The organism is Pseudoalteromonas sp. SG45-5, from assembly GCF_014164085.1.
GTDB lineage: Bacteria > Pseudomonadota > Gammaproteobacteria > Enterobacterales > Alteromonadaceae > Pseudoalteromonas > Pseudoalteromonas aliena.
Genome location: NZ_JACJEM010000047.1, coordinates 26,595 through 40,631, shown reverse-complemented (window position 1 = coordinate 40,631; position 14,037 = coordinate 26,595). Strand labels below are relative to the sequence as shown.

The 14,037-nt window shown below is 37.7% G+C and carries 12 protein-coding genes; 4 read left to right on the top strand and 8 right to left on the bottom strand.

Annotated elements, in window-relative coordinates; genetic code table 11:
* Positions 1–337 precede the first annotated feature (337 nt).
* The 3 genes from H5119_RS15050 (at position 338) to H5119_RS15040 (ending at position 1,851) form a co-directional block, all read left to right on the top strand.
* Positions 338–826, top strand: a complete 489-nt coding sequence (locus tag H5119_RS15050; RefSeq protein ID WP_138586334.1) for a chalcone isomerase family protein — start codon at positions 338–340, stop codon at positions 824–826.
* 1 nt (position 827) lies between these two features.
* Positions 828–1,367, top strand: a complete 540-nt coding sequence (locus H5119_RS15045) for a DUF3833 domain-containing protein (protein ID WP_138586333.1) — start codon at positions 828–830, stop codon at positions 1,365–1,367.
* Between the two features lie 208 nt (positions 1,368–1,575).
* Positions 1,576–1,851: an HU family DNA-binding protein gene (locus H5119_RS15040; RefSeq protein WP_008166804.1), complete on the top strand. Its 276-nt coding sequence runs from the start codon at positions 1,576–1,578 to the stop codon at positions 1,849–1,851.
* Positions 1,852–2,033: 182 nt separating this feature from the next.
* Here H5119_RS15040 and ilvN read toward each other — a convergent pair whose 3' ends face one another.
* The 8 genes from ilvN to H5119_RS15000 all read right to left on the bottom strand — a co-directional run bounded on the left by ilvN (position 2,034) and on the right by H5119_RS15000 (position 11,922).
* Positions 2,034–2,531 carry an acetolactate synthase small subunit gene (gene ilvN, locus H5119_RS15035; RefSeq protein ID WP_138585236.1) on the bottom strand — a complete coding sequence of 166 codons (498 nt, stop codon included), beginning with the start codon at positions 2,529–2,531 and terminating at the stop codon, positions 2,034–2,036.
* A complete protein-coding gene (locus H5119_RS15030) occupies positions 2,531–4,255 on the bottom strand; it encodes an acetolactate synthase 3 large subunit (RefSeq protein ID WP_182702838.1) in 1,725 nt (574 codons plus the stop codon). The genes ilvN and H5119_RS15030 overlap by 1 nt, the downstream gene beginning before the upstream one ends.
* A 427-nt stretch (positions 4,256–4,682) precedes the next feature.
* On the bottom strand, positions 4,683–5,690 hold the full coding sequence (locus H5119_RS15025; protein ID WP_182702837.1) for an isocitrate dehydrogenase: 1,008 nt from the start codon (positions 5,688–5,690) through the stop codon (positions 4,683–4,685).
* A 214-nt stretch (positions 5,691–5,904) separates the two neighbouring features.
* Positions 5,905–7,593 (bottom strand): hypothetical protein, encoded by a 1,689-nt coding sequence (locus H5119_RS15020; RefSeq protein WP_182702836.1) that lies wholly within the window; start codon positions 7,591–7,593, stop codon positions 5,905–5,907.
* Between the two features lie 10 nt (positions 7,594–7,603).
* Positions 7,604–7,987 carry a DUF3192 domain-containing protein gene (locus H5119_RS15015; RefSeq protein WP_077535254.1) on the bottom strand — a complete coding sequence of 128 codons (384 nt, stop codon included), beginning with the start codon at positions 7,985–7,987 and terminating at the stop codon, positions 7,604–7,606.
* Positions 7,988–8,181: 194 nt separating this feature from the next.
* On the bottom strand, positions 8,182–8,955 hold the full coding sequence (gene xni, locus H5119_RS15010) for a flap endonuclease Xni (RefSeq protein WP_182702835.1): 774 nt from the start codon (positions 8,953–8,955) through the stop codon (positions 8,182–8,184).
* Positions 8,956–8,965: 10 nt separating this feature from the next.
* Complete coding sequence (gene ppnN, locus H5119_RS15005) at positions 8,966–10,309, bottom strand: nucleotide 5'-monophosphate nucleosidase PpnN (RefSeq protein WP_077535256.1); 1,344 nt, start codon at positions 10,307–10,309, stop codon at positions 8,966–8,968.
* Between the two features lie 77 nt (positions 10,310–10,386).
* Entirely contained in the window at positions 10,387–11,922 is a 1,536-nt protein-coding gene (locus H5119_RS15000) for a GGDEF domain-containing protein (protein WP_182702834.1), read from the bottom strand.
* A gap of 204 nt (positions 11,923–12,126) precedes the next feature.
* On the opposite strand from H5119_RS15000, the gene H5119_RS14995 reads away from it, so the two are divergent.
* A complete protein-coding gene (locus tag H5119_RS14995; protein ID WP_182702833.1) occupies positions 12,127–13,920 on the top strand; it encodes a M61 family metallopeptidase in 1,794 nt (597 codons plus the stop codon).
* Positions 13,921–14,037: the final 117 nt, after the last annotated feature.

Below are 14,037 nucleotides of genomic sequence, written 5' to 3'. Positions count from 1 at the left end.
GTAAAAACCGAGCAACAAAGAGTAAATTGCCCCTAGGCAGAACCCAAGGGCAGCGCATGTTTGGCATTTATGCTGCGTTATCGCCTATTTATGGGGAATAACCACACTACATAGGCTCTGCCTTGTTTAAATACCAAACAGTCTGCTGCAAATTTAACCTCGAAAGATAAACAGGCCCTAGCGTATTAAATAGCTCACACACTACGTTAAAAATTATTTATATAGAACAACTATGTATCATAATTTTAGCCTTGTTATTGAGCTGTTTTCTTATCGCTATAATAGACCACTAATTTAATGCAATTGGTATAATTCATCTAAACGAAAGGATTTTATTTTGAAAGTTTTATTTAAAATTATTGTTTTTTATCTACTTACAACGCCCTTGGCATATGCAAGTGCTGAGTTTAATAAAGTAGGCGAGGCAAGAATGGAGTATTTATTTTGGGATGTGTATGACGCTCAATTATTTACTCATTCAGGTGATTACAGTGCTGGGACACATCCTGTTAAATTTAAGCTCACTTATTTACGTAATTTTGATGCTAAAGAAATTGTAAAAGCAACCAACGAGCAATGGACACATTTAGGTAAATCAAAGCTGTCTGCCAAATACGATACTAAGCTATTGTCTATTTGGCCTGATATTAAAAAAGGTGACTCGTTAACTCTTATTACAAATGAGCAAGGCGTAAGCACTTTTTATCATAACGATAAAAAAACGGGTCAGATCGAAGAGCCTGAATTTTCGAGCGATTTTTTAGCCATTTGGCTTGATGAAAATACATCTGAGCCAAAACTACGTAAACAATTATTAGGGAATTAAGATGAACGTATCAAATATGCTAAAACTGGTTGCTGTTAGCTTACTTGCTTTCCTTTTGGTGAGTTGTTCTGCGCCTAATGTCGAACATTATAAAAATACATCACCCAACTTTGACTTCAAAACGTTTTTTAATGGAAATTTGAAAGCCTACGGCGTTGTACAAGATTTTAAAGGTGAATTAACCCGTAAGCTTGTCGTAGACATGAAGGCGACTTGGGATGGTAGCGAAGGCGTTATTGAGGAAGACTTTATTTATGATGACGGACAAACACAGAAACGCATTTGGAAAATAACGCTAAATGATGATAACTCATTAACAGGCACAGCTGATGACGTTTTAGGTATAGCCAAAGGAAAAAGTCAGGGGAGTGTATTTCACTGGAATTATAATGTTGAGTTGCCATACGATGGATCAACTCTTGAGGTGAATTTTGACGATTGGATGTACTTGGTTACACAAACACGCTTGATAAACCGCACATCTATTGTTAAGTTTGGAGTCGAGGTTGGGGAAGTGACCTTAGTTATCGAAAAAATATAGTTGATTTAAATGTTACTTAACATGCGCCAAAATTGAACTTAAATTAAGTCTTTGTTAACCCAACACGCTGTATTTTACCGACAATTATTTAAATTTTACGTGTTTTTTAAGATTTTAAGCAAAAAATGCAATTTGCTGTTGCTAACTCTTCAAAAATGCATAAAGATAGGTTTTGCGAAGGCAAAATAATAACGAATAGGAATCTAAAATGAATAAAGCTCAATTAGTTGAAAAAATTGCTACTGATGCAGAAATCTCTAAAGCCGCTGCTACTCGTGCACTTGACGCGTTCACTGGCGCTGTAACTTCTTCTTTAAAAGAAGGCGATTCAGTAGCATTAGTTGGTTTTGGAACTTTCTCAGTAAAAGAACGCGCAGCGCGCACAGGCCGTAACCCGCAAACGGGTGCTGAGATCCAAATCGCAGCGGCAACTATCCCAAGCTTTAAAGCAGGCAAAGGTCTTAAAGACCAAGTAAACCTTTAATAGGTTTTATGCATTAAATAAAAAAGGGCTATTTAGCCCTTTTTTTTATGTTTAATACCAAACTGCATAAATCTTTGATCAATTTAACGAATTAAATTGCACTATAATGTCGTTAAAAATTTTTTCCTAGTTCTAGCGTAATTTTTTTAACGTTAAACAGGCCCCATATAAGCAGATTGGTATTATGCTTTTAAAGCTTTATCGCCTCTACCTATGCCTACAGCTCCTGAGCGTACAACTTCGATAATGTCGGTTTCGTGGCGTAAGGTATCCAAAAACGATTCTATTTTATCTGTGCTGCTTACAAGCTGCAGACTATAGCTTTGTCGGCCCATATCTAAAATAATCCCTTGGAAAACATCAACTACACGAGTTACTGCTGCGCGTGTCGTTTCGTCTTGTGCAAATACTTTAACTAATAGCAGCTCACGCTCAATATGGCCCATCTCGGTTAAATCTATTATTTTTAACACGTCTACAAGTTTATTAACTTGTTTAGTTATTTGCTCCACAACTCTGTCATCACCCATAGTGGTAATGGTGATCCGTGATAATGATTGATCGTCGGTTGTGCCTACCGTAAGGCTGTCTATGTTGTACGCACGTTGTGAGAACAACCCAACGATACGCGACAGTGCACCAGGTTCGTTTTCTAATAAGATAGATAAAATACGACGCATTATGCTTTTACTCCTTTTCGTAACCACATCTCGTCAATGCTGCCTAATTTAATTTGCATTGGGTACACATGTTCTTTTTCGTCAACAAGAATATCTAAAAAGACTAAACGATCGTTGATGCTCATTGCTCTATCTATAGCCGGCTGCAGTTCATCAAGTGTGTTTACTTTAATACCTACATGGCCGTAGCTTTCAACTAACTTAACAAAGTCAGGCAGAGAGTCCATATAAGATGATGAATGGCGACCACCGTATACCATGTCTTGCCATTGGCGTACCATGCCAAGAGAGCGGTTGTTCAAAGACACAACTTTTACAGCTAAATTATATTGTAAACAGGTAGACAGCTCTTGGATATTCATTTGAATAGAGCCATCACCTGTAACGCAGACAGATTCTTTACCAGGAAATGCAAGCTTTACACCCATAGCGGCAGGTAAACCAAAGCCCATAGTGCCTAAGCCGCCTGAGTTGATCCATTGACGAGGGTGCTTAAAGGGATAGTACTGCGCTGCAAACATTTGATGTTGACCAACATCAGAGCTTACATATGCATCCCCATTGGTGGCTTTATAAACAGCTTCAATTACTGCTTGCGGTTTTATTTTTTCGCCATCCGTGTTGTAGCTTAAACATTTTTGCTCACGCCAGCTTATAATTTGTCGCCACCAGTCCTCTTGCGCGCTGCGATCAATTTGAATTGGGCTTTTGTCAATACCTGCTTGTAGTTGTTCAAGTACTGTTGCTAGGCAGCCTACAACGGGAATATGTGCTTTGATAGTTTTAGAGATAGAGGTTGGATCTACGTCAACATGAACAATGGTGGCACTTGGACAAAACTTTTTAACGTTATTGGTTACTCTGTCATCAAAACGAGCGCCTAACGCTAAAATAACATCGGCATTTGCCATCGCTTTATTGGCTTCAAGCGTGCCATGCATCCCCAGCATGCCAATAAAGTTAGGATGTACACCCGATATACCTCCAAGGCCCATTAAGGTATTTGTAATTGGTGCATTTAGCGACTCAACTAAACGAGTTAGCTGCTCTGATGTATTAGAAATAACAATACCGCCACCGGAGTAAATAACGAGCTTTTTAGCCTCTAAAATGGCAGTAACGGCTTTACGAATTTGTTTAGAGTGCCCTTTAGTATTGGGGTTGTACGTTCTGAGCTCTGTAGTTTGAGGGAATTGGTATTCAAACTTAATCGCAGGGTTAAGCATATCTTTAGGTAGTTCAACTACAACAGGGCCTGGGCGACCTGTGCTGGCAATATAAAACGCTTTAGCTAAGATTGTTGGAATTTCTTTCGCGCTCCTACAGTTAAAGCTATGTTTAACTATTGGGCGAGAGCAGCCAACAATATCGGTTTCTTGAAATGCATCGTCACCAATTAAGTTTGTAGGTACTTGGCCTGATAACACAACCATTGGAATAGAATCCATGTAGGCTGTAGCAATACCGGTAATACAATTTGTCGCTCCAGGGCCTGAAGTTGCAAGTACAACACCTACTTCCCCTGTCGCACGCGCATAGCCATCAGCCATATGTGTGGCTGCTTGCTCGTGGCGAACTAAAATATGTTCAATATCATCTTGCTGAAAAAGTGCATCATATAAATCTAATACCGAGCCACCGGGGTAGCCAAATATGTATTTAACCTTTAATTCTTTTAATGCCTGAACGACTAGTTCAGAGCCATTATATTGTTGTTTACTCATCCTCATTCCTCTGTGCTGTATTTTATGCATAAAAAAACCCCCGCGTAGTGCGAGGGTTTTTAAAAAGCAGTATCACTTTTCAATACATCCCCGCTGGGCTTATCACTAAGACCAGTACGAGTACGACAGAAAGGCGAATTTGCATTTTCATAATTTATCACTGTGTTACAAAGCAATACATTGCTTTAAATTAAAAGTTCTCTATGAAGCTATTTTTAAGGGTTTTTAGCTCACATGTCAACCGAGAAATGCCTTTTTTGCATTGAAATTTCATTTAATGTTGTTTTTTTAATTTTAAATTGCAAGGTTAGTGGTTTTTATTGGTCTGTAAGGAAGAGATTATGCAGCTTAGAATGGGGAATGCAGGAATATATAAAAACAAAAAAAAGCCAGCATTGCTGGCTTTTCATAGTAAATGTACGATCAATTACAGACGTTCAATCACAGCTTGAGTGAAATCTGTAGTACCGTGGCTACCGCCTAAATCGCGAGTCGTTCTATCGCCTGACTTAATTACGTCAGCAACGGCACTGCGGATACGCTCTGCAGTGTCGCCCATATCCAAATGCTCAAGCATTTGAATCGACGCTAAAATTACAGATGTAGGGTTAGCTAAGTTTTTACCAGCGATATCGGGTGCACTGCCGTGTACAGCTTCAAATATTGCAGCATCTTCACCAATGTTAGCACCTGGTGCCATGCCTAGGCCGCCGACTAAACCAGCACAAAGATCTGATAAAATATCACCAAATAAGTTTGTAGTAACAATTACATCAAACTCTTCCGGGGTCATTACTAGTTTCATACACGTTGCATCAACAATCATTTCTGTTGATTCAATTTGTGGGTAACGTTCAGCCACTTCGCGTGCAACTTTTAAAAATAAACCCGATGTTGATTTTAAAATATTTGCTTTATGAACCGCAGTTACTTTTTTACGACCTTCGCGCACAGCTAGCTCGTATGCAAATGTGACGATTTTTTCAGCGCCTTCGCGGGTAATGACAGATTTAGCTTCTGCTTCGTTACCGTCCTCAGAAACAATTTGCCCCGCACCTGAGTACATACCTTGTGTGTTTTCACGAATCGTAATGATATCAATATCATCGTAACGTGCTTTAGTGCCTACAAATGATTTAACAGGACGAACATTTGCATATAAACCAAATTGCTTACGTAAAGTCACGTTTATAGACGTAAAACCTTCACCCACAGGTGTTGTTAAAGGGCCTTTAAGTGTGATTTTGTTTTTAGCAATGGTATCAATTGTGTCTTGCGGAAGTAACTCACCTGTTTTTTCAAGCGCAGCTAGGCCAGCATCAACAAATTCATAATCAAAATCGCATCCTGCGGCTTTTAGTATTTCAAGTGCTGAGTCGATAATGCTCGGACCGATGCCGTCGCCTTTGATCACAGTGATGGTTCTTTTGGCCATTAACTTTTCCTTTAAAGAGTTTGATTTACGCATAAACTATTACTCTGAGAGAGCAACTGCTTGTTAGATCATTTATGCGATTGAGGGTTGAAAATTTTAAGGGCGCATTTATACCAATATCTCACCCATTTTGCCAGTTTATACCACAAATAATGGGTATAAGCTGTGTTTATAGTCATAATAGGTTTGCTAAATAATCTAAGCCTGAGTCAGATTAAATACTATTCGATAAGTTTAGCGCTAGCAGCTGCTGATTAAAAGTAGATTGATTTGACCAACCTTGTAATTTTAATTGCTCATTTAATATTTGCTTTTGCCATACCGTTAGTGCTAATTCGGGTTTAAATACACTTTGCGCGACTACTTTTAATGTTATCCAAAGCTTGTGTTGACTATTAAATTGCTTTTTAGGTATTTGCTCTGCTTCTAAAAGCGCGTGAGTCCATGGGTTATCACTCAATAATTGCTTAAGTTGAGCGTTTAATTGTTCTTGATTAATTCTATCGACGCCGAATAATACACAAAATGGATCGCTTAAATCATTATTTGGCGTTTCGCTTATTAAAACCTTTCTTGAAAGCTGTGTACTGCATTGAGTTAATAAATAGTACGTGTAAGCATATAAAGGCAAAGCAATATGTTCAAATTGATAGTTTTTGTTGTGCTTAACGATTAATCCCATAATGTTTACTAAGCAAGTTAAGCGCTTTAAAACAAATTGCTGTAGTGGATGCGGTGTTACATTGACAAGTCGCTCAAACACGACACGCTGAATAATCGCCGGCACATTTAAGTAACCAACCATAGACAAACTATGTTTTAAATCTTTAGCGAGTTGATGTTCTTTGTTGTAAGGTCTTACTGCTTCGCACAAATTAACTATTATTTGAGGATGCTCAGCCATAATTTGGCTCAAACCTTTATAACTGTATTCATGTTGTAACTTAATACGACTTATTAAATCAAGTAACTGCAACGATTCATTCGCTGATACATCATTTGTTGTTTTAATATGTTCGCTATTCCAAACCATTGAGTGTAATTTTTGATTTGTGCAATACCATTGCTTCGGATTGTCATTAAGCGATGCTTTTACGCGATACCACGTTATTTTATTTTTTTCGTTAGTGCTTATTAGAATGTGGCGTTGCAATGTATTGGTCATTAAATAGAGCATCGATTGCTCAGAATATAGCACCTTACTACCCGGTAATAAGGGTCCTATATGTGCAATCAGCGCTTTTATTAATTGCTGAGCAAATAAATTTGGTGTTCTTATATATAAATCGCCGAGTGCTTTAAAAAGGTCAATATGTTTTTTCTCAGCATTATAAGTCGTATTCATTGCGATGATATTAGCGAGTGCGACAAGCGTTATACCCCCATCGTAAAGCATAATCTTAGGCGTGCTAACAAGTGCCTGCTTGTATTTGCTCAATTTAGCTAAAATTTGTGCTATTGGCTTTGCTGACTCTCCTGCGCTTAAAATAATTTTAGCCGCTAGCTGATGACGTAGCTGCCATACTTTTTTGTCATTAACATTAAAGTCAGTATGCTCAGCAAGTTTATTGAGTTGCTTACAAACGCACAGATGCTCAACAAGTGCGACGCTTATATAAAGTTCGCTTAATTCGTTATTATAATGCTGACTTGAACAAAGTGCTGTAGTTAATACACATTGGCTAATAACGAGGTTTGTTGAATAGTCATATTTTGGATTAAATAGCGCCAGTTGTGCTTGCAGTGAAAATGGATTTTCGTTGTATAACAGTCGAAATTGTTCAGCTATTTTGCAAATGACAGGGTAGAGTGTTTGCCATTGCTCTTTATTGTTATAAGAGGCTAAAAACAACTGGGTATTTTCAAACAGCTGGTTTAATTTTATTGAGATAGGTTCATCCATTATGGCTCACCTAATTATTTTCCTGATACTTTTTGTAGGCATTGGGTCCCCATAAAATAAGCTGTCCATTTTTAAATAAAAGCCCAGTGCATTCGTCAATAGTGGTAATGCCATCAGATGCAATATGCTGTGTACGGTAAAAAATAATTTGCAGTACTTGTTCACCTTCACGTTTTGCATAAGTAAGATCGGGACTGCCCAAATAATCAAGTACACTATTGAGAGTTGTTTGCTTTTTAAGGGTTAGTTTTTCAATATAGCGTTTATTAAATGCTTCACGGTCTTGCCAGATCATTGCTTGTGGATCGTCTTTGTAAAAAGTGATCACTAAGGCTGCAATAAGTGCGTAAAGTCCCAAACCTAAAATTAAATACCGAGAAAACTTTTTCAACATGAATTACTCTAACTGCCATAACTAACAATAGTATACGTATTGTAATAAGTACGCGCTATTAATACCAATCCGCAATAATACCTAATCAATTTGAGATGACGCTAACGGCGTTAAACATTTCTTATACGGAACAACTAAATAACGAAATTTTTGCCTTGTTATCGACACGATTTTCTTGCCTCAAAATAAATCACTTAATTAAGCCTTAGCTGCTTTAAACTAAAACCTAGATTTATATCTGAGCGTAAACTTACCAGTTGCTTTGAAATAACATACATTTGCATATTAGCGTCTAGTTTTTTATGAATACTTGGACTAAGTGATTCATCTTCAAGCGCATCTTCAATTGTATTGTAATTATTAACAAGCTGCTGAGCTGATTTTGCTCCAATACCTTTTACACCAGGAATATCATTGGTTTTATCTCCTGCTAAAGCCCAAAAATCAACAAGTTTGTTTTTATTAACGCCAAAGCGCTCCTTTATACTGTGCTCATCAAGATACTGTTTTTTAAAATAATCATAAACAGTAATATCAGCTCCTAGGTGTGGTAAAAAGCCTTTATCGGTCGAGACAATTGTATTCGATACCTGATTACTCGCCGCTTTGCACGCGAGTGTGGCAATAATGTCATCGGCTTCATCATTTTCGGGTTCAAATACTACAATTCCAGTGTCTTCAATTGCGGTTTTAAAGTGGACTAATGCCTCTTTTAATGTCTCGGGCATCGGTGCACGAGAATGCTTATAGTCTTTATAAAAGTGATAACGCCAACTTTTATCACCGTCAAAAACGGCAATAGCGTGGGTTGCATTAGTGATATTTAAGAGTTTTTTACATGCTTGGGCAACACGTGCAGAGCAGGTTTGTATCATTTGCTCGTCATTGTGATGCTTTTGATTCATGTCGACTGCGTAAATGCGCCTAATTAAATTAAGCGCATCGATAAGAAGTAAATGGGGTTTCAAACTATAAGGCTCATGCTTTTATTTTGTAACACGGAACATACTTACTACCTGGGAGTTTCATTCTCCCTTGCTCAACAAAAGCTTGTAGTAATTTATCCATATCTTTCATTAAGGCAGGCTCGCCACTTAAAATATAAGGGCCATTTTGTTTTATGGCTTTTATACCTTCATCTTTTACATTTCCGGCAACAATACCTGAAAATGCTCGGCGTAAATTTGCGGCTAATTGTTGTTTAGGTTGATCAAGATGTAAATCAAGGCTGGCCATATTCTCGTGCGTAGGTGCAAAAGGTTGTTGAAAATCATTATCGATTTTCAAAGTCCAATTAAAGTAATAAGCATCGCCTTCACTTTTACGGTAATTACGTACATCAGTCATTGCTGACTTTAATTTTTGACCGACAAGTTCAGGGTTATCAATAATGACTTCAAATTTATCTAATGCTTCTTTACCAAGAGTCATTTGTATAAATTTACATAATTCTTTAAAGTACGTTTCACTTTCTTTTGGGCCCGTTAAAATAACCGGCAGGCATTGCTTGGTATTATCTGGGTGCAGTAATATACCTAATAAATACAGCAGTTCTTCTGCTGTACCCGCACCACCTGGGAAAATAATAATCGCGTGAGCTGTTCTTATAAAGGCTTCAAGGCGTTTTTCAATGTCAGGTAAAATGACTAATTCGTTTACGATTGGATTAGGCGGCTCAGCGGCAATAATACTTGGCTCAGTTAATCCTAAATAACGGTTATCTTTGATACGCTGTTTTGCATGGCCAATAGTGGCACCTTTCATTGGGCCTTTCATCGCGCCTGGACCACAACCTGTGCAAATGTTTAATCCGCGTAAACCTAATTCATAACCTACTTGCTTTGTGTACTTATATTCAAGTTCATTTATTGAATGTCCACCCCAGCAAACAACCATATTGGGTTCAATATTTACACGCAATGCGTCTGCATTTCTGAGCATATCAAATACCATATGGGTTATGGCTTTTTGCTCTTTAAGGTTTTTCTCATACTTTTGACAAATAAATAATATATCGCGAATAACAGAGAAAATATGTTCGTGAATACCTGTGATTATTTCGCCATCGACGAATGCTGTTGCTGGTGGGTTTTCAAGTTCTATTTTTATGCCACGCTCTCTACTGACTAAGCGTATATCAAAATCTTTATATTTGTCGTATATTTCGTTGCTTGAATCGGTATGGCTACCGACATTAAGAACCGCAAGCGCACAATTTCTAAATAGCTTATAGCGTTCACTCGCAGAGGATTGCTCTAATAAATCAACTTCTAATTGCGACAGTAAATCTAAAACCCCAGTTGGGTTTAACTGTATTAACATCGGCATTCTCCTTGCTACTTATTTATGTAAATTAACTGCTTAGCCATAATTCTTAGCATATTTATCAAAACATGGCGTTATTTACTGATACAAAGGCGATCCCGACCTGTATTTTTAGCTTCGTAGAGCGCATCGTCCGCTCTATCAAAAGCGATAATAGGTGTATCGCCTTTTTTAAATTGTGTTGCACCTAATGAAATCGTAATTTCTATTTGTTTATCTCTAAATTTAAAAGGAATGCTTTTTATCACTTTTCTAAGTTTTTCTAGCGGTGCTGCTGCACTATCAATCGTGGTATTTGGCATTAGTAGTACAAACTCTTCACCACCATAACGTGCAATAAAGTCTGATTTTCTTATTGATTTTAATAATGCTTTAGCAATAACTTGTAACGTGATATCACCTGCGGTGTGGCCAAACCTATCATTGATTGATTTAAAATGGTCTACGTCAATAACGGCAAGGGTAACATCGGATGTTTGCACATTAAATAAATGCACTTCGTGATTATAGCGTTCGTCAAATGCAGCACGATTAGGTAACTTTGTTAAGCTATCAAGAAGGCTTTTAAAGCGCTGTTCATTTAAACGTTTTTTGTATTTAGTCAGTTTGCTTTCAAGGCTACCAATTCTGCTATTGATTTGATCAAAGCTTGAAATCAGCGTTTCTCTATCTTCACGTTCTAACTTTTCTTTTGCTATAAAATCTTGGCTTAGCGATTTAAGCTCGTTATCAACGAGCTCTTTTAGAGATGAAATTGAGGTTGCATTTTGCGTTTGTATATTCAGATTTTTTATTTTGCTTTCTATGCTTTTATTCAACGAATCAAACTCAACGCCCATCGATTTTGAGTGTTTGCTTGTAGAAACAATCGAGTGGTGCAAGTCTTCAAGTGTTTGGTTTAGTGAAGCCAAAAAACTCTGTGCAGACTGGCGCTCTTTGGTGATGTTTTTTACGACGACCGAAATTATATTTATGGCTGCTTTTAACAGAGCGTCCAATTTATCGTTTTCAGTAATATTGTTTTTTATGTATTTAACTTCTTCAGCCGCTTCATCCTCAAGCATTAAATCGTTAGCAAGTTCTAATAATTTTTTTGCAAGTTCAGGTGTCGCATCACATTGTTCGTTGGAGGTGCCTGTCAGCTTTGTATTTAGTGCTTGATGGTAAAAAGAAACCAGCTTATCGAGTAAAGGAATAAAATCATGAGTTGAATGAACATTATTAATATCGTGATCTAATAGATGACGTAATGTTCTGCGCGTGTCATCAGGTAGGCCTTTGGTTTTTTGCAGTTGTTTTCCAGCATTTAATACACTGGTGTATAAATCTCGCTGTTGAGCTAGTTGTACCGACTCTTGGTTTTTTAATAAAACAATTGTTTCATCTATTAATGGCGATAAGTGTTCAAAGCTAACGCCTTTAGTTAGCGCATTTCTAAATTTAGCTAACCGGTTGTCCAGCTCGGTATCAAGTCCTTTACAGCTTAATGATAATTTAGCTGAAAAATTAGTCAGAGTATCGACTTGATATTTACGAGCATCCTCAACAGCCATCCGCGCATCGATCGCCTGTTTGAGTTTTTTATCTGTAGCGTTAGATTTTTCAGACACCTAAGCATACCGCCATCGAGTTAGTTATATTATCCTCAGTTTACAACAAATTCTTATTAAGTGTAGTTATCTAACTAAAAACTTAGCAATTTTTAGTAGGCTATTGCGTATAAACTTATATACAGGGTCATTTATCGCTTTTAATTCACTTTTAAATTGGGGCTTGTTAGTCTTACCGCAATCAAGTTTCCATTAAGAGTTTCTATGAAAAAATTATTAGCGTTATCTATTTTAGCTGCCTGTTCAACATCTGCTTTTGCCGATGTAAATTACGCATTAAGCATATCTCAACCTGAACATCATCTAGGAAATGTAAGTGTTGAGTTTCCAAAAACCGCACAAGCGCATATTGACGTAAAGCTTCCTGCTTGGCGCACTGGCCGTTACGAAATTCTTAATCTTGCCAATGGTGTGCGTTATTTCCACGCGAAAGATGAAAATGGCAAAGCGTTAAAATGGGAAAAAATAGATCACAGCACATGGCGTGTTCATTTAACTCAGCCAACCGAAGTAAACCTTGACTATCAGGTCTATGCAAACGAGCTAGGAAAACGTGCCCGTCATATTGATGACAGTCATGCCTTTATTGATGCATCAGGCTTTTTTATGTTTAGCGAGTCGTTTCGCCAAGAGCCAGTTACTGTAAATTTAGATGTGCCTAAAAAATGGCGCTCTGTATCGGGGATGGATAACCTCAAAGGTAAAAACACCTTTCAAGCAGCTGACTACGACGTATTAGTTGATTCGCCTATTGAAACGGGTATTAATCAGTTGCATACCTTTGAAGTAGACGGACGAGAGTATGACTTAGTGGTGTGGGGCAACGGTAATTACGATATAGATCTTATGCTTAGCGATCTTAAAAAGCTCGTCGCGACAGGTAACGTAATTTGGGATAGCTATCCGTATGAGCGTTATGTATTTATGGTACATGCAACGTCGGGAGCGGGCGGTGCAACAGAGCATTTAAACTCAACGATTATTCAACGCCCACGTGACCGTTTTGCTAAACGTGAAGATTACTTAGGCTTTATTAGCACCGCCGCCCACGAATTTATTCATACGTGGAACGTTAAAGCGTACCGTCCTAAAGGATTGGTTCCTTACGATTATACCAATATGAACTATTCAAAATTATTGTGGATAGCCGAGGGTTCAACAAGCTACTTTGAAGATCATTTATTAGTTCGTTCTGGCATAGAAACCACGGATGAGTTTTTTAAAGTGATGACTAAAACGATTAATCGTCATTTACAAACACCGGGTCGCGAAGTGCAAAGTGCAAGCGAAACAAGTTTTGATAAATGGATTAATCAAGGTGGCGATCATGCGCGTAATTACGGCACTAACATTTACTCTGAAGGTTCACTGCTTTCAATGGCATTAGACATTGATTTGTTAGAGAAAAGCCAAGGTAAAATTAGCTACCGCGACGTTCACAAAGCACTTTATAACGCTCATAAAATGCCAGAAGGATTCACAGAGCAAGATGTACTCACAATTTTAAACGATCTTACTGGGCGCGATTACAGTACTTGGTGGAAAGAAAATGTTGATGCTCCAGCAAACTTAAATTTTGATGAACTACTTAACAAAGTAGGCCTTAAACTAGAACGCCCAGAAAAAGCAAAAGCATTAGCAAGTATTGACGCTTTAGCTAAATCAAGCGGCGAACTACTTACTTTATCACATGTTCGCAGAGGTGGTAGTGCATGGAAAGCGGGCTTAACAATCGCTGATAAAATCGTTGCAATAAATAAGCATCAAGTAGGTAAAGACTTAAAAACAAGTCTAGAAATGTTTAATGCCGGCGATAAAGTAACAATTGATTATATACGTCGTGATGAATTAGCAACGACCAGTATTGTTTTGTCAGAAGATTTTGATAAGCCAAAAAAAGTAGTTTCGAATAAAGACGCTACACTTGAACAAAAAGCGCTATTTAAAGCGTGGATCGGTGTAGAACACCCCGCAGATGTAAAAAAAGACGAAAAGTGATTTGAATTTAGTTCAAATACATTAATTTAAAGTAAGGGAGTGTGTGCTCCCTTCACTTTGTCATTTATCCATCGTAGTAATGGCTCAATTATTCAATAAGTAGCTATGTTACTACCG

Bases quoted from the DNA above. Each gene is read 5' to 3' on its own strand.
- H5119_RS15045 (WP_138586333.1), top strand. From the start codon at position 828: ATGAACGTATCAAATATGCTAAAACTGGTTGCTGTTAGCTTACTTGCT.
- H5119_RS15040 (WP_008166804.1), top strand. From the start codon at position 1,576: ATGAATAAAGCTCAATTAGTTGAAAAAATTGCTACTGATGCAGAAATC.
- ilvN (WP_138585236.1), bottom strand. From the start codon at position 2,531: ATGCGTCGTATTTTATCTATCTTATTAGAAAACGAACCTGGTGCACTG.
- H5119_RS15030 (WP_182702838.1), bottom strand. From the start codon at position 4,255: ATGAGTAAACAACAATATAATGGCTCTGAACTAGTCGTTCAGGCATTA.
- H5119_RS15025 (WP_182702837.1), bottom strand. From the start codon at position 5,690: ATGGCCAAAAGAACCATCACTGTGATCAAAGGCGACGGCATCGGTCCG.
- H5119_RS15020 (WP_182702836.1), bottom strand. From the start codon at position 7,593: ATGGATGAACCTATCTCAATAAAATTAAACCAGCTGTTTGAAAATACC.
- H5119_RS15015 (WP_077535254.1), bottom strand. From the start codon at position 7,987: ATGTTGAAAAAGTTTTCTCGGTATTTAATTTTAGGTTTGGGACTTTAC.
- ppnN (WP_077535256.1), bottom strand. From the start codon at position 10,309: ATGTTAATACAGTTAAACCCAACTGGGGTTTTAGATTTACTGTCGCAA.
- H5119_RS14995 (WP_182702833.1), top strand. From the start codon at position 12,127: ATGAAAAAATTATTAGCGTTATCTATTTTAGCTGCCTGTTCAACATCT.